22 protein-coding genes are annotated in these 25,241 nt (G+C 72.5%); 10 read left to right on the top strand and 12 right to left on the bottom strand.

The annotated features are described in order from the left end of the window. The first annotated feature begins 115 nt into the window (after positions 1–115). From pdhA (ACFYZL_RS15395) to ACFYZL_RS15385, 3 genes are read left to right on the top strand one after another with little or no spacing between them, the layout of a single operon-like run. On the top strand, positions 116–1,249 hold the full coding sequence (gene pdhA / locus ACFYZL_RS15395) for a pyruvate dehydrogenase (acetyl-transferring) E1 component subunit alpha (RefSeq protein ID WP_384745953.1): 1,134 nt from the start codon (positions 116–118) through the stop codon (positions 1,247–1,249). Between the two features lie 47 nt (positions 1,250–1,296). After that, entirely contained in the window at positions 1,297–2,265 is a 969-nt protein-coding gene (locus tag ACFYZL_RS15390; protein WP_384586165.1) for an alpha-ketoacid dehydrogenase subunit beta, read from the top strand. After that, complete coding sequence (locus ACFYZL_RS15385; RefSeq protein WP_388679267.1) at positions 2,265–3,635, top strand: dihydrolipoamide acetyltransferase family protein; 1,371 nt, start codon at positions 2,265–2,267, stop codon at positions 3,633–3,635. Before ACFYZL_RS15390 ends, ACFYZL_RS15385 begins: the two co-directional genes overlap by 1 nt. A 251-nt stretch (positions 3,636–3,886) precedes the next feature. Here the strand turns inward: ACFYZL_RS15385 and ACFYZL_RS15380 are convergent, their stop codons facing one another. Beyond that, positions 3,887–4,864, bottom strand: coding sequence for an NAD(P)H-quinone oxidoreductase (locus tag ACFYZL_RS15380; RefSeq protein ID WP_384745951.1), 978 nt, complete (start codon positions 4,862–4,864; stop codon positions 3,887–3,889). A 102-nt stretch (positions 4,865–4,966) separates the two neighbouring features. On the opposite strand from ACFYZL_RS15380, the gene ACFYZL_RS15375 reads away from it, so the two are divergent. After that, positions 4,967–5,395 carry a nitroreductase/quinone reductase family protein gene (locus ACFYZL_RS15375; RefSeq protein WP_384745950.1) on the top strand — a complete coding sequence of 143 codons (429 nt, stop codon included), beginning with the start codon at positions 4,967–4,969 and terminating at the stop codon, positions 5,393–5,395. Between the two features lie 28 nt (positions 5,396–5,423). Here the strand turns inward: ACFYZL_RS15375 and ACFYZL_RS15370 are convergent, their stop codons facing one another. The 9 genes from ACFYZL_RS15370 to ACFYZL_RS15330 all read right to left on the bottom strand — a co-directional run bounded on the left by ACFYZL_RS15370 (position 5,424) and on the right by ACFYZL_RS15330 (position 16,308). Then, positions 5,424–6,524, bottom strand: coding sequence for a potassium channel family protein (locus ACFYZL_RS15370; RefSeq protein WP_384745949.1), 1,101 nt, complete (start codon positions 6,522–6,524; stop codon positions 5,424–5,426). Further along, entirely contained in the window at positions 6,512–7,840 is a 1,329-nt protein-coding gene (locus ACFYZL_RS15365; RefSeq protein WP_388679263.1) for a molybdopterin molybdotransferase MoeA, read from the bottom strand. Before ACFYZL_RS15365 ends, ACFYZL_RS15370 begins: the two co-directional genes overlap by 13 nt. Next, positions 7,837–8,700, bottom strand: coding sequence for an NTP transferase domain-containing protein (locus ACFYZL_RS15360; RefSeq protein ID WP_384745947.1), 864 nt, complete (start codon positions 8,698–8,700; stop codon positions 7,837–7,839). Before ACFYZL_RS15360 ends, ACFYZL_RS15365 begins: the two co-directional genes overlap by 4 nt. Positions 8,701–8,979: 279 nt before the next feature. After that, positions 8,980–9,513, bottom strand: a complete 534-nt coding sequence (locus ACFYZL_RS15355) for a bacterial proteasome activator family protein (protein ID WP_384587403.1) — start codon at positions 9,511–9,513, stop codon at positions 8,980–8,982. Between the two features lie 81 nt (positions 9,514–9,594). Continuing rightward, positions 9,595–12,354, bottom strand: coding sequence for an FtsX-like permease family protein (locus ACFYZL_RS15350; protein ID WP_384745959.1), 2,760 nt, complete (start codon positions 12,352–12,354; stop codon positions 9,595–9,597). A gap of 101 nt (positions 12,355–12,455) precedes the next feature. Beyond that, a complete protein-coding gene (locus ACFYZL_RS15345) occupies positions 12,456–13,202 on the bottom strand; it encodes an ABC transporter ATP-binding protein (protein ID WP_384745946.1) in 747 nt (248 codons plus the stop codon). A gap of 26 nt (positions 13,203–13,228) precedes the next feature. Then, the gene (locus ACFYZL_RS15340; RefSeq protein WP_388679259.1) at positions 13,229–13,948 is read right to left on the bottom strand and encodes a helix-turn-helix transcriptional regulator; all 720 of its coding nucleotides are present in this window, start codon (positions 13,946–13,948) and stop codon (positions 13,229–13,231) included. A 63-nt stretch (positions 13,949–14,011) separates the two neighbouring features. Next, positions 14,012–14,488, bottom strand: a complete 477-nt coding sequence (locus ACFYZL_RS15335; protein WP_384745944.1) for a hypothetical protein — start codon at positions 14,486–14,488, stop codon at positions 14,012–14,014. A gap of 170 nt (positions 14,489–14,658) precedes the next feature. Beyond that, positions 14,659–16,308, bottom strand: coding sequence for a protein kinase (locus ACFYZL_RS15330; protein ID WP_388679255.1), 1,650 nt, complete (start codon positions 16,306–16,308; stop codon positions 14,659–14,661). A 239-nt stretch (positions 16,309–16,547) separates the two neighbouring features. Here ACFYZL_RS15330 and ACFYZL_RS15325 point away from each other — a divergent pair, with 239 nt between their 5' ends. Next, positions 16,548–18,092: a protein kinase gene (locus ACFYZL_RS15325; RefSeq protein ID WP_388679252.1), complete on the top strand. Its 1,545-nt coding sequence runs from the start codon at positions 16,548–16,550 to the stop codon at positions 18,090–18,092. Between the two features lie 44 nt (positions 18,093–18,136). Here ACFYZL_RS15325 and ACFYZL_RS15320 read toward each other — a convergent pair whose 3' ends face one another. Both ACFYZL_RS15320 and ACFYZL_RS15315 read right to left on the bottom strand, forming a co-directional pair. After that, positions 18,137–18,553, bottom strand: a complete 417-nt coding sequence (locus tag ACFYZL_RS15320; RefSeq protein WP_384745941.1) for a pyridoxamine 5'-phosphate oxidase family protein — start codon at positions 18,551–18,553, stop codon at positions 18,137–18,139. Between the two features lie 152 nt (positions 18,554–18,705). Beyond that, positions 18,706–19,368, bottom strand: a complete 663-nt coding sequence (locus ACFYZL_RS15315) for a response regulator (protein WP_384587384.1) — start codon at positions 19,366–19,368, stop codon at positions 18,706–18,708. Positions 19,369–19,694: 326 nt separating this feature from the next. Between ACFYZL_RS15315 and pdhA (ACFYZL_RS15310) the strand changes: the two genes are divergently transcribed. The 5 genes from pdhA (ACFYZL_RS15310) (at position 19,695) to ACFYZL_RS15290 (ending at position 25,195) form a co-directional block, all read left to right on the top strand. Next, entirely contained in the window at positions 19,695–20,894 is a 1,200-nt protein-coding gene (gene pdhA / locus ACFYZL_RS15310; RefSeq protein ID WP_384745940.1) for a pyruvate dehydrogenase (acetyl-transferring) E1 component subunit alpha, read from the top strand. Next, positions 20,894–21,874: an alpha-ketoacid dehydrogenase subunit beta gene (locus ACFYZL_RS15305; protein WP_384745939.1), complete on the top strand. Its 981-nt coding sequence runs from the start codon at positions 20,894–20,896 to the stop codon at positions 21,872–21,874. Before pdhA (ACFYZL_RS15310) ends, ACFYZL_RS15305 begins: the two co-directional genes overlap by 1 nt. Before the next feature lie 12 nt (positions 21,875–21,886). Then, positions 21,887–23,323 (top strand): dihydrolipoamide acetyltransferase family protein, encoded by a 1,437-nt coding sequence (locus ACFYZL_RS15300; protein WP_388679246.1) that lies wholly within the window; start codon positions 21,887–21,889, stop codon positions 23,321–23,323. Between the two features lie 118 nt (positions 23,324–23,441). Beyond that, entirely contained in the window at positions 23,442–24,380 is a 939-nt protein-coding gene (locus ACFYZL_RS15295; RefSeq protein ID WP_388679243.1) for a GNAT family N-acetyltransferase, read from the top strand. 38 nt (positions 24,381–24,418) lie between these two features. Beyond that, the gene (locus tag ACFYZL_RS15290; protein ID WP_384745936.1) at positions 24,419–25,195 is read left to right on the top strand and encodes a hypothetical protein; all 777 of its coding nucleotides are present in this window, start codon (positions 24,419–24,421) and stop codon (positions 25,193–25,195) included. Positions 25,196–25,241: the final 46 nt, after the last annotated feature.

The following is a 25,241-nucleotide window of genomic DNA, read 5'->3' as shown; positions in this document are numbered from 1 at the left end:
ACAGCCTGGAGCCGCCTGTAGCCAAATTGCGCGGACAACCGAACAATCGGTAGGTGAGGCGCCTCACACCCGAGCCGTCGCCCTGCCCGCTTCCCACGAGGAGGTGTACGCCGCCATGACGGTCCAAGAGCTGCCCGGTGCCGGTGCGTCCCACCGTTCCACCCCGCCCGCCTGGAGGCCCCGTACGGACGCCGCTCCGCTGCTGCCCGACGCCGAGCCCTACCGGGTCCTCGGCACGCCGGCGGCCGAGCGGCTGGACCCCGCGCTGATGCGCCGCTGCTACGCCGAGCTCGTGCGCGGCCGCCGCTACAACGCGCAGGCCACGGCACTGACCAAGCAGGGGCGGCTCGCCGTGTACCCGTCGACCGTCGGGCAGGAGGCCTGCGAGATCGCGGCCGCGATGGTGCTGGAGGACCGGGACTGGCTCTTCCCGAGCTACCGCGACACCCTGGCGGCCGTGGCGCGCGGACTGGACCCGGTCCAGGCGCTCACGCTGCTGCGCGGCGACTGGCACACCGGCTACGACCCCCGTGAGCACCGGATAGCCCCGCTGTCGACCCCGCTCGCCACCCAGCTGCCGCACGCCGTGGGCCTGGCCCACGCGGCCCGGCTGCGCGGGGACGACGTCGTCGCCCTGGCCATGGTCGGCGACGGCGGCACCAGCGAGGGCGACTTCCACGAGGCGCTGAACTTCGCCGCCGTCTGGCAGGCCCCCGTCGTCTTCCTCGTGCAGAACAACGGCTTCGCGATATCCGTCCCGCTCGCCAAGCAGAGCGCCGCCCCGACGCTGGCGCACAAGGCCGTCGGATACGGAATGCCCGGCCGACTGGTCGACGGCAACGACATCGCGGCCGTGCACGAGGTGCTGACCGAAGCCGTCCGGCGTGCCCGGTCCGGTGGCGGTCCGACCCTGATCGAGGCCGTCACCTACCGGATGGAGGCCCACACGAACGCCGACGACGCGACCCGCTACCGGGGCGACGCCGAGGTCGAGGCCTGGAAGGCGCACGACCCGATCGAGCTGCTGGAGCGCGAGCTCACCGCCCGCGGGATCCTCGACGAGGAGGGCGTGCGGCAGGCGCGCGACGACGCCGAGACGATGGCGGCCGCCCTGCGCGAGGGCATGAACGCGGACCCCGTGCTCAACCCGATGGACCTGTTCGAAAACGTCTACGCGGAGCAGACCGGCCTGCTGCGCGAACAGGCGGCCATGCTGCGTGCCGAGCTCGAAGCCGGGGACCAGGAGTGACGACGGTGGCGGCGAAGTCCGCGAAGTCGGGCGTCAAGCCCGCGACCATGGCCCAGGCCCTGACCCGGGCCATGCGCGACGCGATGGCCGAGGACCCGACCGTCCACGTCATGGGCGAGGACGTCGGCACGCTCGGCGGGGTCTTCCGGATCACCGACGGGCTCGCCAAGGAGTTCGGCGAGGACCGCTGCACGGACACCCCGCTCGCGGAGGCGGGGATCCTGGGCGCGGCCGTCGGCATGGCCATGTACGGGCTCCGGCCGGTCGTGGAGATGCAGTTCGACGCGTTTGCGTACCCGGCCTTCGAGCAGCTGATCTCGCACGTCGCGAAGATGCGCAACCGCACGCGCGGCGCCATGCCGCTGCCCATCACCATCCGCGTGCCGTACGGCGGCGGGATCGGCGGCGTGGAGCACCACTGCGACTCCTCCGAGGCGTACTACGTGGCCACGCCCGGCCTGCACGTGGTGACCCCGGCGACCGTCGAGGACGCGTACGGGCTGCTCCGCGCCTCGATCGCGAGCGACGACCCGGTGGTCTTCCTGGAGCCGAAGCGGCTGTACTGGTCCAAGGCCGACTGGTCCCCGCAGGCGCCGACGGCCGTCCCGGGCATCGGGAAGGCGCTGGTCCGCCGCACGGGCACGAGCGCCACGCTGATCACCTACGGGCCTTCGCTGCCGGTGTGCCTGGAGGCGGCCGAGGCGGCGCGCGAGGAGGGCTGGGACCTGGAGGTGGTGGACCTGCGCTCGCTCGTGCCGTTCGACGAGGAGACGGTCGTGGAGTCCGTACGCCGGACCGGGCGCGCCGTGGTGGTCCACGAGGCGAACGGCTTCGGCGGACCGGGCGCGGAGATCGCCGCCCGCGTCACGGAGCGCTGCTTCCACCACCTGGAGGCTCCGGTGCTGCGCGTGACGGGCTTCGACATCCCGTACCCGCCGCCGATGCTGGAGAAGCACCACCTGCCCGGTGTCGACCGGATCCTCGACACCGTGGCCCGCCTGCAGTGGGAGAACTGATGGCGCAGGTAATGGAGTTCAAGCTTCCCGATCTCGGGGAGGGCCTGACCGAGGCCGAGATCGTGCGCTGGCTGGTGGCGGTGGGCGATGTCGTCGCCATCGACCAGCCCGTGGTCGAGGTCGAGACGGCCAAGGCGATGGTGGAGGTTCCGTGCCCCTACGGCGGTGTCGTCACCGCCCGTTTCGGGGAGGAGGGCACGGAACTCCCCGTCGGGGCGCCGCTGATCACCGTGGCGGTGGGGGCGCAGGTCCTGCCGGGTGACACCGCCGCTCCTGTGGAGGGGGCGGCGGGCTCCGCGGACGCGCCCCGGCCCTTGATCGGTTACGGCTCGGACGATTCGCGCCCGGCGCGTCGGCGACGGGTGCGACCCGTCACCGCCGCGGTGTCGGCGCCGATCGCCCCGGCGGTACCGGTGGCTCCTGCGGCTCCTGCGGCTCCTGCGGCTCCTGCGGCTCCGGTGGCCCCCGCGGTGCCGGTCGCTCCGGTCGCTGCGGCAGGGCCCGTTCCGGTGATCTCGCCGCTGGTGCGCAAGCTCGCGCGGGACGGCGGGATCGATCTGCGCGGGCTGGCCGGTTCGGGGCCGGAAGGGCTGATCATGCGGGCGGACGTGGAGGCCGCGCTGGCGGCTCTGCGGGCTCCCGCGGCCCCTGTCGCCGCCGCGATCGCCCCTGTGGCGGTGCAGGGCGAGCGGGTGCCGCTCAAGGGCGTGCGCGGGGCGGTCGCGGACAAGCTGTCGCGCAGCCGGCGGGAGATCCCCGACGCCACGTGCTGGGTCGACGCGGACGCCACCGAGCTGATGGCGGCGCGGGCCGCGATGAACGCGGTCGGCGGGCCCAAGATCTCGGTGCTCGCGCTGCTGGCCCGGATCTGCACGGCCGCGCTCGCGAAGTACCCGGAGCTGAACTCCACGGTGGACCTGGCGGCGAACGAGATCGTCCGGCTGCCGTCGGTGAACCTGGGCTTCGCCGCGCAGACGGAACGCGGGCTGATGGTCCCGGTGGTCCGGGACGCCCACGCGATGAACTCGGAGGCGCTGTCGGCGGAGTTCGCGCGGCTGACGGAGCTGGCGCGGGGCGGGAAGCTGTCCCCGGCGGACCTCACCGGTGGGACGTTCACGCTGAACAACTACGGGGTGTTCGGGGTCGACGGCTCCACGCCGATCATCAACCACCCGGAGGCGGCGATGCTCGGCGTCGGCCGGATCATGGCGAAGCCGTGGGTGCACCGGGGGGAGCTGGCGGTCCGGCAGGTCGTGCAGCTGTCGCTGACGTTCGACCACCGGGTGTGCGACGGGGGTACGGCGGGCGGGTTCCTGCGGTACGTCGCGGACTGCGTGGAATCTCCGGCGGTGTTGCTGCGCAGCCTTTAGCCGTCCGGCGGGTGGGCGGGGGCGGGTTCCGCTGCGCGGAGCTGCTCCCCGCCCCGCCCTTCCTCCGTTCCCCGGGCGCTGCCCGGACCCTCCCCCGGCTACCGCTGGGAGGTGCCCCCGTCCTCAAGCGCCGGACGGGCTGAAAGACCTCGGGGCTCCGCCCCGGACCCCGCGCCTCAAACGCCGGCGGGGCTGGATTCGTCCGCGGCCGGATCGTCCGCAGGGCAATGTAGGCGCCGCCGAACTCCGGGTCAGGTCGTGAGCAGCAGCTTGCCCACGTGGGTGCTCGACTCCAGGAGGCGGTGGGCGTCGGCCGCCCGGGCCATCGGGAACGTCTCGTGGATCACCGGGCGGACCCGGCCCGTCGACACCAGCGGCCACACGTGTTCCCGTACGGCCGCGACGATCGCCGCCTTCTCCTCCAGCGGGCGGGCCCGCAGGGAGGTGGCGGTGATCGCGGCGCGCTTGGCGAGCAGGGCGCCGAGGTTCAGTTCGGCCTTCAGGCCGCCCTGGAGGCCGATCACCGCGAGCCGGCCGTTCACGGCCAGCGCCGCCACGTTCCGTTCCAGGTACTTCGCGCCCATGATGTCCAGGATCACGTCCGCCCCGGCCCCGCCGGTCGCCGCCTTGATCTCCGCCACGAAGTCCTGTTCGCGGTAGTCGATCAGGATGTCCGCGCCCAGTTCCGCGCAGCGCTCCAGCTTCTCCTTGCCGCCCGCCGTCACCGCCACGCGCGCGCCGATGGCCTTGGCGAGCTGGATGGCCGTCGTCCCGATGCCACTGGACCCGCCGTGGACCAGCAGGGTCTCCCCGGGGCGCAGCCCGGCCACCATGAACACGTTGGACCACACCGTGCACACGGTCTCGGGCAGCGCGGCCGCCGTCACCAGGTCCAGGCCCGCGGGGACCGGCAACAGCTGGCCCGCCGGGACGGCGACCTTCTGTGCGTACCCGCCGCCCGCCAGCAGGGCACAGACCTCGTCGCCGACCGCCCAGCCGGAGACGCCCGGCCCGATCGCGGCGATCCGCCCGGAGCACTCCAGGCCCGGGTAGGGGGAGGAACCGGGCGGGGGATCGTAGAAGCCCTGCCGTTGCAGGAGGTCGGCGCGGTTCACGGCGCTCGCCGCGACCTCGACGAGGACTTCGCCCTCGCCCGCGACCGGATCGGGTACGTCGGTCCAGACGAGGGCCTCGGGGCCGCCGGGCTGCTCGATGGTGATCGCATGCATGGCCCGGAGGCTACGCGACGCCGCCCGCGGCGCCCAAGCACCTGGGATGCTGGGTGGCGCTGGGCCGAGAGGAACCGTCAACTTCCTTGGAGGAAAGTCGATATGTCCGATGAACGCTTAGAGCGCAACCAGCTGGTGATCGACGAGTTCCGTGCCACCGGGGGGAAGGTGGGCGGGGACTTCGCGGAACTCCCGTTGTTGCTCCTCACCACCACCGGCGCCCGCACCGGCGAGCGGCGCACCATGCCGATGGCCTACCTGCGCGACGGGGAGCGGCTGGTGGTGTTCGCCGCCAACGGCGGCCGTGAGAACCGCCCGGGGTGGTACCACAACCTGCTCGCCGACCCCTCCGCCCATGTGGAGGTCGGCTCCGAGGCGTACGGGGTGACGGCGGTGGAGACCGAGGGCGCCGAGCGGGAACGGCTCTGGGCGCTCCAGGTGGAGCGGACCCCGTTCCTCGCGGGGTTCCAGGAGCGGTCCGGCCGTACCGTTCCGGTCATCGCGCTGGTCCCCGCGGACGGCGCCGCGTAGCGGACGACCGCCGGCCCTGGGCGCGGTGCTACTCCACCGGGCCCAGGGTCACGGCCGGCTGGCCGTGCGCGGTCGCGCGGACGATGGTGATGAGACGGTCCGTCAGCTGGAGCGGGCTCGCGTGCGGATCGTCGTAGGGCAGCAGCCGGTGCCCGCGCAGCACGCTCACCACCAGGTCGGGGGTCTCCCGTACGGACTTGCCCACCTCGGCCTTCTTCACGGGCCGTTCGATGAGGTCGAGGCCGCTGCCCTGCTGGATCAAGTCCTCCATCACGGTGCCCGCGCTCGGGCTGAGGACGGAGAGGCCCAGCAGGCGGCCGGCCGCGCTCGCGCTCGTGATGACGGCGTCGGCGCCGGACTGGCGCAGCAGCGGCGCGTTCTCCTCCTCGCGGACCGCGGCGACGATCTTCGCGCCCCGGTTGAGCTGACGGGCCGTCAACGTGACCAGTACGGCGGTGTCGTCCCGCTGGGTGGCGATGATGATCTGACGGGCCTTCTGCAGCTCGGCGCGCAGCAGTACGTCGGAGCGGGTGGCGTCGCCGACCACGCCGGTGAATCCCTCCGCGTTGGCCGTGTCGATCACCTTGGCGCTGGGATCGACGATGACGACGTGATCCCGGGGGAGTCCGGTGGCCAGCAGCGTCTGCAGGGCGGAGCGGCCCTTGGTGCCGAAGCCGACGACGACCGTGTGGTCACGCAAGTTCTTCCTCCAGCGGTTCAGCCGCCACTCTTCCCTCGTCCGCTCCGTGAGGACTTCCAGGGTGGTGCCGACCAGGATGATCAGGAACAGTACGCGCAGCGGGGTGATCAGCAGGATGTTGATCAGCCGCGCACTGTCGCTGTACGGGACGATGTCGCCGTATCCGGTCGTCGACAGGGTGACGGTGGCGTAGTAGACGCAGTCGAGGAAGTCGACGGTCTCGTTGGCGTTGTCGTGGTAGCCGCCGCGGTCCAGCCACACGATCAGGACCGTCAGGGCCATCACGCCCAGGGCCATCAGCAGGCGTTTGGACACCTGTCGCAAGGGCTTCTCGACGGTGCGCTTGGGCATTCTGATGCGCTGGGCGGCGAGTTTCTCTTCGGCGCCACGGGCCATGGCGTCGTGGCCGTGCAGTTTCACGTGAAACATCCCCCCGAGGCCCAGGGCAGGTCCAGGATCTCCAGTTCCTGCCCGGACCGCGCGCCCTTGGGCGGTACGACGGCCAGCGCGTCGGCGGCCGCCACACCGCGCAGCATCGCGGGGCCGTGGTAGCGCAGCGGCACCGCGTGCTCGTCGCCCAGCATGACCGGGACGAGCCGGGTGTCGAACGGGTGGCCCGGTACGTCGCCCTCGACCGTCGCCGTGTAGCGGGGGCGCCGGCGGCGGCCCGCGAGGGCGCGCAGCAGCGGTTCGGCGAGGGTCAGCAGCCCGGAGACCGCGGCGAGGGGGTTCCCGGGCAGCCCGACCAGGTGGCGTCCGTCGGCCCGGTCGCCGATGCGGGCCAGCAGCATCGGATGGCCCGGGCGGACGGCGACCCCGTCGACGAGGAGTTCGGCGCCAGCGCGCTCCAGGACGGGGTGGACGTGGTCCACGGGCCCGGAGGCGGTGCCGCCGGTGGTGACGATGAGGTCGGCGGTGGAGGTGGTGACCGCCTTCAGCAGGGCCTCGACCCCGGCGGGGTCGTCGCCGAGCCGCCGGGTGGAGACGACCTCGGCGCCGAGCCGGGTGAGCCAGGGCGCGAGCATGGGGCTGAGGGCGTCGCGGATCAGGCCGTCGTGCGGGAGCCCCTCGGTGAGCAGCTCGTCGCCGAGCACGAGGATCTCCACGCGGGGCCGGGGCCGGGTGGTCAGCTCGTCGTACCCGGCGGCCGCGGCGAGCCCGAGCACGGCCGGGGTGACCAGGGAGCCGGCAGGCAGCAGCAGGTCGCCCGAGCGGCACTCCTGGCCACGCGGTCGGATGTCCTGGCCGGTGACGACGGTCCGCTCGGCGAAGAGCTGGCTGCCGCACTCGCGGCTGTGCTCGCTGCGGATGACGGCGGTGGCGTCGGCCGGGATACGGGCGCCGGTGGCGATCCGTACGGCCTCGCCGTCCGCGAGGGGCTCGGGCAGGCCGGTCCCGGCGAGGACTTCGGCGCCGCCGCGGACGGTCCAGGGGCCGGGGCCGGCGACGGCCCAGCCGTCCATGGCCGAGGTGTCGAAGGACGGCAGGTCGGCCAGGGCGTCCAGGGGCCCGGCCAGCACCTCGCCGAGGGCGTCGGCGAGGGGCACCCGGTGGGTGCGGGCCCGGGCACCGTTCCCGGCGCGGACGGCGGCCTCCCGGGCCGCCGGCCAGGGGGTGGCGCGGTGGCCGGACCCGCCGGGGCCGCCGGGGCCGCCGGGGCCGGGGCCGGGGCCGTGGTCGGGGGCGCTGCGGCTGACCAGGGCCAGTGCCTGGTCGAGGGCGTGGTCGGCGTCGGTGGGGGTCATCCGGAGCCGTTCTGTTCGTCGGTCTGCGCCTCGGCGGCCCAGCGCAGCGCCAGATCGGCGGCCTTGCGGGAGGCCTCGGCGACGGCCTGGGCGGGGTCGGCGCCGGTGGCCTCGGCCTGGGCGGCCGCGTAACCGACGAGGAAGGTGGTCAGTGGAGCGGCGGGCCGGGCGACGCCGTGGGCGGCGTCACGGGCGAGGTCGAGCAGGGTCTTGGTGTCGACGGAGAGGTCGATGCCCAGCTCGTTCTTGACGGCGGTGATCCATTGGTCCAGCACGGTTCCATGCTCCCTGATCCGGGCCCGGGCGGCGGCGAGATCGTCCCAGGTGTCGCAGTCGAAGGAGGCGAGCGGCTGCGGCGCCGTGAGGCGGGTGAGGTCCAGTTCGGCGGTGAGTCCGCGCAGCGGGAGCCCTGTCAGGCGGCCGTGCTCGGTGGCGAGCAGGGCGAGCTCACGGCGCAGCGGCTCCGCCCGGTAGGCGGCGACCAGGGGCTGGTCCTTGCCGTCCGGGTCCCGCAGCAGTGCCCCCTCGGCGGCTCCGACCCCGTCGAGGAGCGCCCGTACGGTGTCGCGGTCCAGGAACGGCAGGTCGGCGGAGAGTACGAGGACCAGCTCGGCGGTGGTCCGGCGGAGCCCGGCGTCCAGTGCGGCGACCGGGCCGCCGCCCGGCGGTTCCTCACGGGCCCAGTGCACCGGGCGCGTCGTGGTCCGGCGGCCGCCGACGACCACGGTGGTGCGGGCGCCCTCGCAGGCGTCGAGGACGCGGTCGAGGAGGGTGCGGCCGCCGACGCTCAGCGCGGGCTTGTCGGCCCCGCCGAGTCGCTGCGCGGCGCCGCCTGCCAGGACGATCGCGTCGTAGGTCATGCCCCTGAGTATGCGGCGACCGTGTCCCTGGCGGGGAGCCGCGCTTATGGGGGGCTTATCCGCCGATTCGTGGGCGCGGCCCCCGCACCCGGGCGCCTCAATCGCCGGCGGGGCTGGATTTGGCTGCCGTCTGTTCGGTTCGGCTCAAAGATCGGGGCTCCGCCCCGGACCCCGTGCCTCAAACGCCGCCGGGGCTGGAATGGGGCCGGGGAAAGGGGAAGGCGGGTTCCGCGCTCCTGGGAGTGGGGAACCCGCCTTTGTTCGGGCGGCCGTCGGGGACTAGAGGTACGGGCCCGAGCGGATCGCGCCGTGGCCGTCCTCGTCGTCCGTCGGGGCTCCCGGCGGGAGGGCCCGGCGCATCTGTTCCAGTTGGGCCCGCGCCGCCATCTGCTGCGCGAACAGGGCCGTCTGGATGCCGTGGAAGAGGCCCTCCAGCCAACCGACCAACTGCGCCTGCGCGATGCGCAGTTCCGCCTCCGAGGGAATGGCCTCGTTGGTGAACGGCAGCGACAGGCGCTCCAGTTCCTCCACGAGCTCGGGAGCCAGGCCGTCCTCCAGCTCCTTCACCGAGGCGGCATGGATGTCCTTGAGCCGGACCCGGCTCGCCTCGTCCAGAGGCGCTGCGCGTACCTCTTCCAGGAGTTGCTTGATCATGCTGCCGATCCGCATGACCTTGGCGGGCTGTTCGACCATCTCCGTCACCGGGACCTCGCGCGACTCGTCATCGGCGCCGCCGACCGCCATCCCGTCCTGTCCCACGATCATGACGTGCGGGGGGCTGTCCTGCGACCGTTCACTCCTCGGCATCTCCATGCCGTTCATTCTCTCGCACACCTTCGTCAGCAGACGTGTGCCCCCGTACGAGCGTGATCCACCCTGTACGGGGGCACGAGATCAGCCTGCGGCCCGCCGGGCCAGCGCGCCGTTCGAGCGGGTGACCAGTGCGGCCAACAGCGCCGCGCCCAGCGGGACCAGGACCAGCAGGCCGCCGAGGGTCTCCCACGGCACCGAGATCGGCACGTACGGGATGTCCTCCACCGACGTGTAGCCCCTGGCGAGCCCGTACTCGTAGAGGCGCTCCAGCTCCCGCTCCTGGGTGAGCCGCAGCCCGACCGCGGGGAGGATTCCGGCCGCCGAGCCCAGGACCACGCCCATCAGGGCGATCAGCCCGCACTGGAAGCCGCTGAGCGTGCGCCGCACCCGCGGCGCCGCGCCCACCGCCGCCAGGGTCTTCAGATCGGCCTCGGCGTCGGCCTGGGCGAGGCCGGTGGCGATGCCGGCCGCGCCGATGGTGACCAGGCCGGCGAAGACGGTGAGGGCGAGCAGGGTGAGGCTGTCGTCGCCCTGGTAGCCCGCCTCGATGCGCACGGACGCGTCCGCGCCCATCCGGTCGATCTCCCCGTCGATCTTCTGCTTCTGCTCGCTGGTCGGCGTCCCGTCGAGGCTGAAGTAGGAGCCGAACGGTGCCGTGGCCAGCCCGGTGGCCTTGACGGCCGCCGTGGGCAGGACCACGTGGATGCCCCAGCCCTGGGCGCCGTCGGGCGCCTGGTGGACGGGGAGGACCCTGTCCTCGCCCGGCAGCTCCTCGCCGGGCTTGCCGAAGCCACTGGAGGCCTTCGGGTCGGTGACGATCCGCAGGGTCAGCTTGCCGTCCTTGACGTTGCGCTTGTCGAAGGAGACGGCCTGTCCGGCCTTGAGGGCGGCCACCGAGCCCGGATCGGTCACGGCCAGGACGGAGAGCAGCTTCTCGTCGGCCACGACGACTTCCTGCTGGGCGTTGTACTCGTCCCGCTTGCACCGCCAGTCCTGGCGCAGTTCCTTCGCCTGCTGCGGGGAGAAGGAGGCGGGCCCGTTCGGGGCTTCGTCGAACGGGCAGCGCTGTTCTTTCGGAGCGATGATCTCGACCCGGCCGCAGCCCGGTTCCGCGGAGTACGACTCGCAGCCCGGCTTGCCGACGACGAGGCGGTCGACGTCGGCCCGTTGGGTCAGCGGGATCTGCTTGGCGAGGGCCTCGCGCAGGGCGGGCACCTCCTTGTGGGCGCTGTTCGACGAGGTCTGCAACAGCCCCGTGCCCTGCGGCAGTTTGGCCACGTACTCGTGTCGTTTCTGCACGTCCTGGCTGTGCTCGTACGTGGCCACCGCGACGCTTCCCGCGACGGCGGCCAGTACGGCTGCCACTGCGGGGGCCGTACGCCCCCGGTTGCGCACGGCGTCACGCAGGGCGAGTCGCGGTGACAGCGGCAGCCACCGTCCGAACCGCCCGAACAGGCCGACCAGGACCGGGGTGAGGGCGACGACGCCGAGCTCGGCGATGGCGCTGCCGCCCGCGACCACGGTGGGGCTCATCCGCGCGGTGGTGCCGTACAGGGCGATCGCGGCGCCGCCCGCGACGGCGATCAGGCCGAGGACGGGCAGGACCCGGTTGGCGCGGCGGATCCCGCGGCGGCCGGTCAGCGAGGCCAGCACGGTCTGCCGGGAGGCCGTGACGGCCGGGACGACCGCGGCCAGCAGCCCGGTCACCACGGCGAGCAGGGCGATGCCGCTCAGCTCCAGCGGCCGCAGGACGAAACCGCCGAAGCGGGCGCCGAGGTAGTCCTCCAGGACCGGCCGGAGCGCGACGGTGAGTGCCACGCCGAGGGCGGTGCCGACGACGGCGGCCACGGCTCCGATGACCAGGCCGCCGGAGAGCACGATCGCGCGGATGTGGCGCCGGTCGCCGCCGTTGGCGCCGACCAGGCCCAGCTGGCGGCGCGAGCGCCGGGCGCCGACCGCGAAGGCGGGTCCGGCGAGCAGGCAGATCTCCAGCATCGCGAGGCCCACGACGGTGGCAGCGGTGGCCAGTTCGACGGGGGAGCCGCCGGTGCCGAGTTCGAATTGCTCCTTCGGCTCCTGCTGGTACAGCGGGACGTCGGAGTCGGCCGGCGGGTCGAGGGCGACGGCGCGGGAGACGACGACCAGGCTCTTGGCGTTGGCCTCCTTGACGATGTTCCACGTGAAACCATCGCCGCCGACCCGGACCAGATACGAGTCCTGGGGGTGCAGCCCGGATGCTCCGGAGGCCTTGAGGACCGCGTCGAGCGGGGCGAGGAGGGTCCCGGGCGGGGCGAGGACCTCTTCCTTCCTGAGCTCGCCGGGCAGTTCGTAGGCTCCGACGATCACGTACGAGGAGTTCGAGCCGCGCGGGGTGACCGAGGAGCCGACCGAGTAGCCGGAGTTCTTCAGGAAGGCCGTGGTGACGGCGACCTCGCCCGCGGTACCGGGCAGCCGGCCGTGGTCGACGGTGATCAGGCCGGCCGTCAGCGGGCTGTTCGTGTCGAGTTCGCGCAGCTCCGTGTCGAGCAGCCCGTGCCGGGTGCGGACCTTGGAGTAGGCGGTGGAGTCCTTGACGGCCTCGGCGCCGGCCGGGAGCGCCGGCTTCACCGGATCCGGGCCGCCCTCCTCGGGTCGGGACCCGCCGTCGTAGTCCTTGAAGCCGCCGACGGGTGCGTAGCTGGAGCCGTCGGGCTTCTGGTAAATGGGCACGCCCATGTTCGAGGAGGCCACGCGGGCGTCGGCGGCGCCGATGCGACGGGTGACGGCCTGATCGGGGGAGAGTTGGGCGCTGCGCAGCGTGAGGTCGGCCGCGCTCACCCCGATGATCGGCAGGGCGAGCATGGCCAGGACGAGGGAGCTGCGGCCCTTGGCGCGCCAGGCGTCGCGGCGGGCGATGCGCAGCGCCGCGACCCAGGAGTGGTACCAGCCTTGGAGCGAGGAGGTCACTGGGCGGCCGCCCGCCCGGAGAGCAGGGAGTCGGCCCCGCTGCGCAGGGTCTGGTCGATCACGCTGCCGTCGCGGAGGAAGACCACGCGGTCGGCCCAGGCGGCGAACCGCGGCTCGTGCGTGACGAGGATCCCGGCCGCGCCCGCGTCGCAGCGGGAGCGCAGCAGGCCCAGCACGGACTCGCCGGTCTCGGAGTCGAGGGCGCCGGTGGGCTCGTCGGCGAGGACGAGGCGGCGGTCGCCGACCAGGGCGCGGGCGATGGCCACGCGCTGCTGCTGACCGCCGGACATCTCGTCGGGGAAGCGGTCGGCGAGCGCGCCCAGGCCCATCTCCTCCAGCGCGGCGAGCGCGGAGACGCGGGCCTTGCGGGCGGAGACGCCGTCGAGTTCGCGGGGCAGGGCCACGTTCTCCGCGGCGGTGAGCGCCGGGATGAGGTTGTAGTCCTGGAAGACGTAGCCGATGCTGCGGCGGCGCAGTGCGGCCAGCTGCTTGCGGCTCGCGGTGGTGATGTCGGTGCCCTCGACGATCACACGGCCGCTGGTCGGGGTGTCGAGGCCGCCCGCGAGGGTGAGCAGCGTGGACTTTCCGGAGCCCGACGGGCCCATGACGGCGACGAGTTCACCCGGGTACACGGACAGGTCGATGCCGCGCAGGGCGTGCACCTCGGTGGTGCCGCTGCCGTGGGTGCGGACGAGCCGGTCCAACTGGAGTACGGGTTGCCGGGAATGGTGCAGTTCGGACATGAGGGTTCCCCCCTTGGAACGGTGGTTCAGCCCCGCCGGGTGCGGGCGGTACGGGGCCGTGCGGTGGCGGTCGGGTCCGGGGTCGAGGCCGAGGTCGAGGCCGAGGTCGGGGCCGGGTCAGGGGCCTCGGCCCCGGAGCCCTCGTCGGCGTGGGGCGTGGCGGCCTGGTGCGGTCCCGGTTGTGCGGCTCTCCGTTCGGCCGGCAGGGAGAGCCGGACCAGCCGGGTTTCGCAGTGGTCCAGCCAGCGGGCCTCGGCCTCGGTCTGGAAGATCAGCTGTTCCAGGACGAGCAGCCAGGCCACGTCGTCGCGTTCGCGGGACTGTCCGCTCTCGATCGCGGCGAGTGCCGTGGCCTTGAGCCGGGTGTAGTCCTGCATCGCCTTGATGGTGGCGTGCCGCTGGGACTGGATGACGGCGCGGATGTTCACGCCGGGGGCGCCGACGGCCATGGCGAGCTTGATGGACAGCTCGTCGCGGGGCGGGTTGGTGCGGTCGACGGGGCGCTCGTACCACTCGCGCAGTTCGGTGCGGCCCGTGTCGGTGATGGCGTAGAGGGTGTGTCCGGCGGAGTCCTCGCCGTCGGGTGCGACGAGGCCGTCGCGTTCGAGGCGGGCGAGGGTGGTGTACACCTGGCCGACGTTGAGCGGCCAGGTGGAGCCGGTGCGGGATTCGAACTCGGTGCGCAGCTGGGAGCCGTACCTGGGGCCCCGTTCGAGCAGGGCCAGCAGCCCGTGACGGATCGACATACTCAGTATGTATACCGAGTATGTTCATGCACGGCAACAACCCCCGGTCGTGGTTCCGGCCCTTCAGGCGCTGCGCCGCAGCCGCACTCCGAGGTAGCCCAGACCAAGTCCCATCAGGGCGAACCCGGTCCCGAGCGGCAGTATGTGCGCGGCCAGATCGGCGGCCCGCTCGTTCGGCTCGGTGCCCAGCGCCCTGACGGCCGAGGGCGGGGTCGGCACGGCCAGTGGCGGTGGCGGCGGCGGTGGTGGCGCCGGCGGCGTCCGCTCGGTCCGCGGGCGGGCCGGCAGGGGGCGGGAGGCCACCGTCAGCTCCGGGTCGGCGGGCTCACCGGGCGGCCTGCCGGGTCGCTCCCGCCCGGCCCCGGCGGCGGAGCCGGCCAGCTCCTCGAACGGCTCGTCCGCGGGGGCGGGTTCGGTGGCGGGGGCGGTGCGCGGGGCCGCGGGGAGGGGCCAGGCGTACGCGGGGGCGGTGGGCGCGAGCGCGGCGGCGGCCAGTGCGGCACAGGCCGCCCAGCGGGTCGGGCGGAAGCCAAGGATCACGGGGTGCCCCTCCCGTCCCGAGCATGCGGATCGAGCGCGCGGATCGAGCGCGCGATCGTGTGCCGATACGCGCTGCGCTCAGATTTACATAGCGGGACAAAAGCGGCATCCCGGGCGCCCCAACGGGGTGCCCGGGATGCCGGTGTGGAGCAGTGTCACCTACGCGTGGGCTACTCCGGCTTGCCGCTCGACACGGTCAGCGTGTACTGGGTGCCTTCCTTGTCGATCTTGTCCCCGGGGCGCGGGTTCTGTTCGAGCACCTGGTCCTTGCCGTACACGGCCTCGTCCTTGTAGACGACCTCGTACTTGCCGCCCGAGGCCTGGATGCACTCCTTGACCGACCTCAGGTCCTTGTACCGCAGGTCGGGCGCCGAGTACTTGCCGGCGTCGCTGAAGCTCTTCACCGGCTCCTTGCACAGCTTCGGGTCGATCGTGCGCGAGGGGTCCGGCCCCTTGGTGCTGGCCTTGGCGGAGGGAACGGTGGAGGGGGCGCTGGAGGTGCCCTGCGACGCGACGTTCTTGGCGTCCTTCTTGTCGTCGTCGCCGTTCGAGACGATCACCGCGATCAGGCCGCCGATCGCCAGCATGGCCACGGCGATGGCGCCCACGACCACCGGCATGTTCCTCTTGCCGCCGCCCGAGCCGGCGCCCGCGCCCGACTGGGACTGCGAGGGCGAGATCGTGTACGGCGGCGGGGTCGGCGCCGCGTACTGCTGCGGCGGGGGCGTGTGCGGGTACGCGTAGCCCCCCTGCGTCTGCGGCTGCGGAGCCGGGGTCGGCGGGCCGTACGGCGAGGCCGTCTGCGGCGCCTGGTACGGCTGCTGCACCGACTGCGGCGGGGCCTGGAAGCCGGAGTCCAGCGGCGGGAACACGGCCGAGCCGACGCCCGCGCCGCTGTTCGTGGGACCGAGGCCCTGGACGATGACCGGAGCCCCGGTCTGCCCGGCCGACAGCACCCGGGCGATCTCGTCCGCCATGGCGGCCGCGGAGGGGAAGCGCTCGTTCGGGTTCTTCTTGAGCGAGCGCGCCACCAGTGCGTCCATCGCCGGGGTCACCGAGCGGTTGATGGAGGACGGAGCGACCGGCTCCTCCTGCACGTGGGCGTACGCGATGGCCAGCGGTGAGTCCGCGTCGAACGGGATCCGCCCGGTCAGCAGCTGGAAGAGCATGATGCCGACCGAGTACAGGTCGGAGCGGGCGTCGACCGCGCGACCCAGCGCCTGCTCGGGCGACAGGTACTGCGGGGTGCCGACGACCATGCCGGTCTGCGTCATCGAGGTGACCCCCGACTGCATGGCACGGGCGATGCCGAAGTCCATGACCTTGACCACGCCGCGCTTGGTCATCATCACGTTGCCGGGCTTGATGTCGCGGTGGACGAGCCCCATGTCGTGGCTGGTCTCCAGGGCGGCCAGCACGTCGGCCGTCACCTTCAGCGCCTTGTCCGCCGGCATCGCCCCGTACTGCGCGATGTCCGCCTGGAGCACGGAGCCGAGCGGCTGCCCCTCCACGTACTCCATGACGATGTACGGCATGAGCGAGCCCTCGAACTCGTCCTCACCCGTGTCGAAGACCGAGACGATGTTGGTGTGCGACAGTTTCGCTACAGCCTGGGCCTCGCGCCGGAACCGCTCGCGGAAGGACTGCTCGCGTCCCAGCTCCGTGTGCAGGGTCTTGATGGCCACCTGGCGGTCGAGCGCCGTGTCGTACGCGAGGTACACCGCGGCCATGCCGCCCTCGCCGAGCAAATCCCGTAGCTGGTAACGGCCACGGGCCAGGGAACCGCCTGCGTACCGGCCCTGAGTGCCGTCCTGGCTCATGACTGTTGCTTCCCCTCGAGCTGCCGATGTCTGGCCCAGTCTGCCGGAGGGCAAGCACCAGTCAAGCCAGTGGCCCGTTCTGTGACCGGCCTGCCACAGGACGACTTGTCCGAACGGTGACCGGGTTCGAGGCTGTAGCGTTCATCGGAGCACAAAGAAGAGGACTACCGCCCAGCAGCGGCCAAGAGAGACGACGGCGAGGACTGATGGCACCCGAACCCGAGGGAAACGGCGCCGGGATGACCGATGGTCCTGAGCACTGGGGCGCCGGCGGCCTGGTGGGAGACGGCCGTTACCGGATGACGCACCGGCTCGGCCGCGGCGGCATGGCCGAGGTGTTCGCCGCCGAGGACGTACGCCTGGGCCGCACCGTCGCCGTCAAGCTGCTCCGCGCCGACCTGGCCGAGGACCCCGTGTCCAAGGCCCGCTTCACGCGCGAGGCGCAGTCCGTCGCCGGACTGAACCACCACGCCGTCGTCGCCGTGTACGACTCGGGCGAGGACCGGGTCGGCCCGAACACCGTCCCTTACATCGTGATGGAGCTGGTCGAGGGCCGCACCATCCGCGACCTGCTGATCAGCGCCGACGCCCCGGGCCCCGAGCAGGCGCTCATCATCGTCTCGGGCGTGCTCGAGGCGCTCGCGTACTCGCACCAGCACGGCATCGTGCACCGTGACATCAAGCCCGCGAACGTGATCATCACGGACGCGGGCGCGGTCAAGGTGATGGACTTCGGCATCGCCCGCGCCCTGCACGGTGCGCAGTCGACGATGACCCAGACCGGCATGGTCATGGGCACCCCGCAGTACCTGTCGCCGGAGCAGGCCCTCGGCAAGGCCGTGGACCACCGCTCCGACCTGTACGCGACCGGCTGCCTGCTGTACGAACTCCTCGCGCTGCGGCCCCCCTTCACCGGCGAGACGCCGCTGTCGGTGGTCTACCAGCACGTGCAGGACGCCCCGGTGCCGCCCTCGCAGCTGCCGGAGGGTCAGAACATCCCGCCGGAGCTCGACGGTCTGGTCATGCGCTCCCTCGCGAAGGACCCGGACGACCGGTTCCAGAGCGCCGAGGAGATGCGCGGGCTGGTCCAGTACGCGCTCCAGATGCTGCACGACCAGGGCCCGGGCACCGGCACCTGGAACACGGGCCCGGTCACCATGGCGCTGCCGCACGGCCGCGGCGGCGCGGACCGGACCACGGCCATGCCCGTGGGCGGCACGGGCGGCCGGCCGGCCTACGCCGCGAACGCGATGACCTCGCAGTTCCAGCAGCCGATGGTGCCGGGGCTGAACCCGGACGACGGCTCCGCCTTCCCCGGCGGTGGTCCGGGCATCTCGGGCCGGGGCTACGACGGCTACGAGGACCGCGGCGGCGGTCGCTGGAAGATGTGGCTCTTCGCGGTGCTGGCGATCATCGCGGTCGCGGGCGGCGTGGCCTACGCCGTCAACAACGTGACCAAGAAGGAGGGCGGAAACGCCCCCGTCACCCAGCAGAGCTCGCCCGGCGGCCAGCAGAACACCCCCGGGGCGTCGGCGAACCCGCCGTCGCAGCAGACTCCGGAGAACACGCCCTCGTTCAACGAGTCCTCGCTCGCCCCGACGCGCAGCCGGACGCCGAGCAGCACCCCGTCGACCACCCCGTCGGCGTCGGCCTCGCCGTCCCCTTCGGAGTCCAAGAGCACTTCGCCGTCGCCCACGCCGTCGAAGACCACCCCGTCGCCGACGCCGCCCACGCCGACGAAGAGCGAGGGCGGCGGCTCGGGCCCGGTGAGCGATCCGCAATAGCGGAGTCCCGGGAACCGGACCCGGAGGCGGGGACGCCGGCGCGTTCAGAGGGCGTGCTGGTATTCGCGGTCCGGATTCCCGGCGAGCGAGTGCACGGTCACGAACTGGGGTTCGATGCGCATGTAGACGGGGTCGAAGACCTCTCCGTCCACGAAATGCGGACCCGGACCGAAAAGCTCCAGTTCGGCCGTGGTCGGCTCGACGATCCGGGCCGTTCCGGTGAACTGCACCGACCACAGTCGGGGGTCCCGGGAATTGAAGTTGTCCGCCCCGTAGGCGACCACACTGCCGTTGCAGGCCTGGTGATGGCCGAAGCCGGCGTGCATTCTCAGGACGACCCTGCCGTCCACCACGATGTGGCGGGCGAGGGCGAGGAAGGGCAGCGCGCGCATGCTGGTGGCGACCCGGCCGTAAGGCACCTGGCGCAGCAGTTCGATGGCGTGGAGTTCCTCCGGTGACATGCCCCCACTCTCGGGTACCGACAGCGTGCCGGAAAGAGGAGGCCGCCCCCATGATCGGGGACGTTGGTCCCGAATGGAACGGCCCGCCCGTGGAATCCACGGGCCGGCGGGGCGTCACGTCGTGTGACCGGCCGAGGGCCGACCGCGAGGGGTCAGTTCCGCTTCTCGGCCTGGAGACGGGCCACGTAGGCCGCGGCCTGGGAGCGGCGCTCCATGCCCAGCTTGGAGAGCAGGCTGGAGACGTAGTTCTTGATCGTCTTTTCGGCCAGGTGCAGCCGCTCTCCGATGACGCGGTTGGTCAGGCCCTCGCCGATCAGGTCGAGGATCTTGCGCTCCTGCTCGGTGAGGTTGGCCAGGCGGTCGTCGCCCTTGCCGTTCTTGCCGTCGCGCAGCCGCTCCAGCACCCGGGCGGTGGCCACCGGGTCCAGCAGGGACTTGCCCGCCGCCACGTCGCGGACGGCGCTGAGCAGTTCGTTCCCGCGGATCGCCTTGAGGACGTAACCCGAGGCCCCGGCCATGATCGCGTCGAACAGCGCCTCGTCGTCGGCGAACGAGGTGAGCATCAGGCACTTGATGTCCTCGTTCTGGGAGCGCACCTCCCGGCACACCTCCACGCCGCTGCCGTCCGGGAGGCGTACGTCGAGCACGGCCACGTCCGGGCGGGTGGCCGGGATGCGGACCAGGGCGTCCGCCGCCGTACCGGCTTCGCCGACGATCTCGATGTCCTCTTCGACCGACAAGAGCTCATGGACACCCCGACGTACCACTTCGTGGTCGTCCAGGAGGAATACCTTGATTTTTCCGTCTTCGCGCACGAAGTCAGTTTCACACACTCACCCCTTCCCTGCCGGAGTTACCCGGGATAACGTGCCGTTGTTCCCGGCCCCTGCAAGGCTGTGACCAGTGGTTGTTCCCGCCACTGCGGATTTACTTGGAAATCCAAGCAAAAACGCAGGTCAAACGGGGTTTCGCAGTTATGCGGCGCACTGGGTAACGTGCATTGCGCAGGGCACTCGCCGGGGCACCTGTCACGCCTTGATCCCGTACGTGAAGCGCACCCACCCCGTGCGCTGGTACGGATCCGGGTGAGCCGCACTGGACCCCGGAGAACCCGGGTGCCGGACCGACGGAGGAGCACCAAGTGACCGTGGAGAGCACTGCCGCGCGCAAGCCGCGACGCAGCAGCGGCACCAAGCGGGCGGCAGGCGCGGCAAGCGCCGCGAAGCCCGCCGCTGCCACCGCGCAGACGCAGGACGCTGAACCTCAGCTCGTACAGCTGCTGACGCCCGAAGGGGTTCGCGTCGACGACGCGGCGAACGCCGAGTTCGCCTCCTTCGTCGCCGACATCACCACCGAGGACCTGCGCGGGCTGTACCGCGACATGGTGCTCACCCGCCGCTTCGACGGTGAGGCGACCGCACTCCAGCGTCAGGGCGAACTGGGCCTGTGGGCCTCGCTCCTCGGCCAGGAGGCCGCGCAGATCGGCTCCGGCCGGGCGCTCCGCGGCGACGACTACGTCTTCCCGACGTACCGCGAGCACGGCGTGGCCTGGTGTCGCGGCGTCGACCCGACCAACCTCCTCGGCATGTTCCGCGGTGTGAACCACGGCGGCTGGGACCCGAACAGCAACAACTTCCACCTCTACACGATCGTCATCGGCTCGCAGACGCTGCACGCGACCGGTTACGCGATGGGTGTGGCCAAGGACGGCGCGGACTCCGCGGTCATCGCCTACTTCGGCGACGGCGCCTCCAGCCAGGGCGACGTGATGGAGGCCTTCAACTTCTCCGCCGTCTACAACTCGCCCGTGGTGTTCTTCTGCCAGAACAACCAGTGGGCGATCTCCGAGCCCACCGAGCGCCAGATGCGCGTACCGCTCTACCAGCGCGCCCAGGGCTTCGGCTTCCCGGGCGTCCGCGTCGACGGCAACGACGTCCTCGCCTGCCTCGCGGTCACCCGCTGGGCGCTGGACCGGGCCCGCCGCGGAGAGGGACCGACCCTGGTCGAGGCGTTCACGTACCGCATGGGCGCGCACACCACCTCCGACGACCCGACGAAGTACCGGCGGGACGAGGAGACGGTGGCCTGGGAGGCCAAGGACCCGATCCTGCGCCTGAAGGCCCACCTGCTGGCCTCCGGGGGCGCCGACGAGGCGTTCTTCGAGGAGCTGGAGGCGGAGAGCGAGACCCTGGGCAAGCGGGTGCGCGAGGTCGTGCGCGCCATGCCCGACCCCGACACCATGGCGATCTTCGAGAACGTCTACGCGGACGGGCACGCGCTCGTCGACGAGGAGCGCGCCCAGTTCGCCGCCTACCTCGCGTCCTTCGAGGAGGGTCACTGATGGCTGTCGAGAAGATGTCGATCGCGAAGGCGCTCAACGAATCGCTGCGCAAGGCCCTGGAGCAGGACCCGAAGGTCCTGATCATGGGCGAGGACGTCGGCAAGCTGGGCGGTGTCTTCCGGATCACCGACGGCCTGCAGAAGGACTTCGGCGAGGAGCGGGTCATCGACACCCCGCTCGCCGAGTCCGGCATCGTCGGCACCGCCATCGGCCTGGCCCTGCGCGGCTACCGGCCGGTCGTGGAGATCCAGTTCGACGGGTTCGTCTTCCCCGCGTACGACCAGATCGTCACGCAGCTCGCGAAGATGCACGCGCGTGCCCTCGGCAAGATCAAGATGCCGGTCGTCGTGCGCATCCCCTACGCGGGCGGCATCGGCGCGGTCGAGCACCACAGCGAGTCCCCCGAGGCGCTCTTCGCGCACGTGCCGGGCCTCAAGGTGGTCTCCCCGTCGAACGCCTCGGACGCGTACTGGATGCTCCAGCAGGCGATCCTCAGCGACGACCCGGTGATCTTCTTCGAGCCGAAGCGCCGCTACTGGGACAAGGGCGAGGTCGACACCGAGGCCATCCCGTACGAGCTCCACAAGGCGCGGGTGGCGCGCGAGGGCTCGGACGTCACCCTGGCGGCCTACGGCCCGATGGTGAAGGTCTGCCTGGAGGCGGCGGCCGCCGCGGCCGAGGAGGGCAAGTCGGTGGAGGTCGTGGACCTGCGCTCGATGTCCCCGATCGACTTCGACGGGCTGCAGGTCTCGGTGGAGAAGACCCGCCGGCTCGTGGTCGTCCACGAGGCTCCGGTGTTCCTGGGGACGGGCGCGGAGATCGCCGCCCGCATCACGGAGCGGTGCTTCTACCACCTGGAGGCGCCGGTGCTGCGCGTGGGCGGTTTCCACGCCCCGTACCCGCCGGCCCGCCTGGAGGACGAGTACCTGCCGGGCCTGGACAGGGTGCTCGACGCCGTCGACCGCTCGCTGGCGTACTGAGGAGCCACGTTCATGACCATCCGCGAATTCAAGATGCCCGACGTGGGCGAGGGCCTCACCGAGGCCGAGATCCTCAAGTGGTACGTCCAGCCGGGTGACACCGTCACCGACGGGCAGGTCGTCTGCGAGGTCGAGACGGCGAAGGCGGCCGTCGAGCTGCCGATCCCCTTCGACGGCGTCGTGCACGCGCTCCTCTTCGAGGAGGGCGTCACCGTCGACGTCGGCCAGGTGATCATCTCGGTGCAGACCGCCGGTGGCGACGCCGCCGCCGAGGCCCCGGCCGCGGAGGCCGTCCCGGCCGCTGCCCCGGTTGCCGCCGCGCCCGCCGCCGAGGAGCCGGCCGCCGAGGCGCGCCAGCCCGTCCTGGTCGGCTACGGCGTCTCCACCGCCTCCACCAAGCGCCGCCCGCGCAAGGCGGTGGCGGGTGCGCCCGCGCAGAACGGCACGGCTCCGGCCACCGCTCCCGCGGCCGCCCCGGCCGTCCCGGTGCTCCCCGCGGTCCCGGCGCAGCCGGCCGGCGAACGTCCGCTGGCCAAGCCGCCCGTGCGCAAGCTCGCCAAGGACCTCGGCATCGACCTGGCGGCCGTCGTCCCCACCGGCGACGGCGGGGTCGTGACCCGTGAGGACGTCCACGCGGCGGCCGCCGCGGCCATCGTCCCGCAGGCCGTACCGGCCGCCGCGGCGGCGCAGGCTCCGGCCGAGACCGTCCAGGCCGCCCCGGCCCCGGCCCTCGCGGTCGAGCCGTCGGCGCGGGAGACCCGCATCCCCGTCAAGGGCGTCCGCAAGGTCACCGCCCAGGCCATGGTCGGTTCCGCCTTCACCGCGCCGCACGTCACCGAGTTCATCACCCTCGACGTGACCCGCACGATGAAGCTGGTCCAGGAGCTCAAGGACGACCCGGACCTCGCCGGTCTGCGGATCAACCCGCTGCTCCTGATCGCCAAGGCCGTCCTGGTGGCCATCCGCCGCAACCCGGACGTCAACGCGTCCTGGGACGAGGCGGCCCAGGAGATCGTGCTCAAGCACTACGTCAACCTGGGCATCGCGGCGGCCACTCCGCGCGGGCTGATCGTCCCGAACATCAAGGACGCCCACGCCAAGACGCTCGGCGAGCTCTCGGAGTCCCTGTCCTCGCTGGTCGCCACGGCCCGCGACGGCAAGACCTCCCCGGCCGACATGCAGAACGGCACCATCACCATCACCAACGTCGGCGTCTTCGGCGTCGACACCGGTACGCCCATCCTGAACCCCGGCGAGTCCGCGATCCTCGCGGTCGGCGCGATCAAGCTCCAGCCGTGGGTCCACAAGGGCAAGGTGAAGCCGCGTCAGGTCACCACCCTGGCCCTGTCGTTCGACCACCGCCTCATCGACGGCGAACTCGGCTCCAAGTTCCTCGCCGACATCGCGGCGGTCCTGGAACACCCGCGCCGCCTGATCACCTGGGCGTAGCGGCACGCACGACGCGACGGCCGACGGCCGGTCTCCTTCCCGGGAGGCCGGCCGTCGGCGTCCTGTCCCGAGGAGTAAATCGCCGGCCGGCGCCATACGGTCGTGTGATCATCGCCGGATGCTCTTCCGCGCTGCCACCGCAGACCCCGCAGACATCGACCGCGCCCTCGCCTACCCGGCCGACGGCCCCGTCGCCCCCCTGACCGCCGACCGGATCCGTGAGGAGCTCGCCGAGAACCGGTTCCGCGCCGAGTGGATCTGGTTCGCCGAGGACGAGGACGGAGAGGTCCTCGCCCGCGCCCTGTGGTGGGGGCGCGCCGACAGCGAGCGGCCCGTCGCCCTCGACTGCCTCCAGGTGCGTACCTCGGTGGCCGACCCGGCCGCCGTCGCCGCCGGGCTGCTCGCCGCCGCCCACGCCGCCTTCGGGAACCTGCCGATCTACAACATGTCGCTGCCCCGCGACTGGCGCACCGACCCGGAGCTGGCCGCGGCGGTCGCCTGGCGCACGGAGGCCGCGGGCACGGTCGGCCTGACGAGCGGGATCGAGCGGCTGCGCTACGAGTGGACCCCGGAGGCCGGCGCCCCCGAGCCCACCGGTCGGCTCGTCTTCCGCGAGGGCACCGACGAGGAGTTCCTGGACGCCTTCGCCCGGCTGTCCTCGGGCAGCCTCGACCTGCACACCCAGGCCGAGCTGCGGTCGATGGACGCGGAGCAACTGGCCCGCGAGGACGTCGCGTTCTACCTCGACTGCCCCGGCGAGCGCTCCTGGTGGCGGCTGGCCGACCTCCCGGACGGCACGCTCGCGGGCATGGCGATCCCCTCGGCGACCCCGTACCACCGCAACGTCGGCTACCTGGGCGTCGTACCGGAGCAGCGCGGCCGGGGCCTGATCGACGAGATCCTGGCCGAGATCACCCGCTTCCACGCCTCCGAGGGCGCCGAGCGGATCACCGCGACCACGGACACGGTCAACGCCCCGATGGCCGCCGCGTTCGACCGCGCGGGGTACGAGGTCACGGAGATCCGACTCGTCCTGGAGGAGCCCTCCGGGGCTTGAGCCGCGCCCGGTAGCCTCCGACCCGAAGGGGGGTCGGGGTGCCATTCGCCGAACTGCAGGTGTACTCCGTCGAGGAGGCCGACGTCACGGGCGGGGTCTGCGTCGTCCGCTGCGTCGGCGGGATCGCGCGGGCCGGGCAGGTCTACGCGGTGGGGGAGCTCCGACTCTGGCTGCGCGGGATCGAGCGGTACGGGCGGCCCGTCGGTTCCTTCGACGCCGGGCACACCGCGACGGTCCGCCTCACGGGGGCCGTGGTCGGGCTGCTCAGCCGCGGTCAGGTGCTCACCTCCGTACCGCCCGACGGGCACGCGCTCGCCGACCTGGAGGCCTGGCTGGTCACCGATCCGCCGCTGCTCGACGAGCCCGCGCCGCGCGCCCTGCGCGTCATGGCCGGCTCGCGCATGCAGGACGAGGGCCTGTCGGACGGCATCCGGCTGCGCTGGGGCCGGGTGGCGCTGGCCGCGGTGTACCGCTGCGCACGGGCCGAGGGGACGAGTGACCTCGTCAGGGCGCCCGAAGTGGCCTACGTACGCGGCTACCTGATCCGCACCTTCGGCCCGGGGCCGGGCCCTGAACGCGGGGGCGACCCGGTGGAGCTGTGCCGGGAGCTGCTGGCGCTGATCGACCTGACCCCGGCGCAGGCCGCCGCGCGGGGTCGGATGTGGCGTGACCTGCCGGCCGCGGAGATCCTGCACCTGAGGCGCATCAAATTCCTGATCCCCTGGCTGGTTCTCGTACGTCCGCACCTCGCGGACGGCGATCCGCTGGCGGGGGCGGTGGACGCGTGGGAGGCGGTGCGGGCGGAGTTGCCGTAGCCGTCGCAGGTCGATGGGGGTGACATCGACTTTCGGACGGTGTGAT

Origin of the sequence: Streptomyces sp. NPDC001717 (assembly GCF_042892775.1) — a bacterium.
Lineage (GTDB): Bacteria > Actinomycetota > Actinomycetes > Streptomycetales > Streptomycetaceae > Streptomyces.
The sequence above is the reverse complement of the archived record's forward strand: the minus strand, read 5'-3'. Positions and strand labels throughout refer to the sequence as shown.

What these genes read in the sequence shown, in the direction of transcription:
- pdhA (WP_384745953.1), top strand. Translation starts at nt 116, where the DNA reads ATGACGGTCCAAGAGCTGCCCGGTGCCGGTGCGTCCCACCGTTCCACC.
- ACFYZL_RS15390 (WP_384586165.1), top strand. Translation starts at nt 1,297, where the DNA reads ATGGCCCAGGCCCTGACCCGGGCCATGCGCGACGCGATGGCCGAGGAC.
- ACFYZL_RS15385 (WP_388679267.1), top strand. Translation starts at nt 2,265, where the DNA reads ATGGCGCAGGTAATGGAGTTCAAGCTTCCCGATCTCGGGGAGGGCCTG.
- ACFYZL_RS15380 (WP_384745951.1), bottom strand. Translation starts at nt 4,864, where the DNA reads ATGCATGCGATCACCATCGAGCAGCCCGGCGGCCCCGAGGCCCTCGTC.
- ACFYZL_RS15375 (WP_384745950.1), top strand. Translation starts at nt 4,967, where the DNA reads ATGTCCGATGAACGCTTAGAGCGCAACCAGCTGGTGATCGACGAGTTC.
- ACFYZL_RS15370 (WP_384745949.1), bottom strand. Translation starts at nt 6,524, where the DNA reads ATGTTTCACGTGAAACTGCACGGCCACGACGCCATGGCCCGTGGCGCC.
- ACFYZL_RS15365 (WP_388679263.1), bottom strand. Translation starts at nt 7,840, where the DNA reads ATGACCCCCACCGACGCCGACCACGCCCTCGACCAGGCACTGGCCCTG.
- ACFYZL_RS15360 (WP_384745947.1), bottom strand. Translation starts at nt 8,700, where the DNA reads ATGACCTACGACGCGATCGTCCTGGCAGGCGGCGCCGCGCAGCGACTC.
- ACFYZL_RS15355 (WP_384587403.1), bottom strand. Translation starts at nt 9,513, where the DNA reads ATGGAGATGCCGAGGAGTGAACGGTCGCAGGACAGCCCCCCGCACGTC.
- ACFYZL_RS15350 (WP_384745959.1), bottom strand. Translation starts at nt 12,354, where the DNA reads ATGCTCGCCCTGCCGATCATCGGGGTGAGCGCGGCCGACCTCACGCTG.
- ACFYZL_RS15345 (WP_384745946.1), bottom strand. Translation starts at nt 13,202, where the DNA reads ATGTCCGAACTGCACCATTCCCGGCAACCCGTACTCCAGTTGGACCGG.
- ACFYZL_RS15340 (WP_388679259.1), bottom strand. Translation starts at nt 13,948, where the DNA reads ATGTCGATCCGTCACGGGCTGCTGGCCCTGCTCGAACGGGGCCCCAGG.
- ACFYZL_RS15330 (WP_388679255.1), bottom strand. Translation starts at nt 16,308, where the DNA reads ATGAGCCAGGACGGCACTCAGGGCCGGTACGCAGGCGGTTCCCTGGCC.
- ACFYZL_RS15325 (WP_388679252.1), top strand. Translation starts at nt 16,548, where the DNA reads ATGACCGATGGTCCTGAGCACTGGGGCGCCGGCGGCCTGGTGGGAGAC.
- ACFYZL_RS15320 (WP_384745941.1), bottom strand. Translation starts at nt 18,553, where the DNA reads ATGTCACCGGAGGAACTCCACGCCATCGAACTGCTGCGCCAGGTGCCT.
- ACFYZL_RS15305 (WP_384745939.1), top strand. Translation starts at nt 20,894, where the DNA reads ATGGCTGTCGAGAAGATGTCGATCGCGAAGGCGCTCAACGAATCGCTG.
- ACFYZL_RS15300 (WP_388679246.1), top strand. Translation starts at nt 21,887, where the DNA reads ATGACCATCCGCGAATTCAAGATGCCCGACGTGGGCGAGGGCCTCACC.
- ACFYZL_RS15295 (WP_388679243.1), top strand. Translation starts at nt 23,442, where the DNA reads ATGCTCTTCCGCGCTGCCACCGCAGACCCCGCAGACATCGACCGCGCC.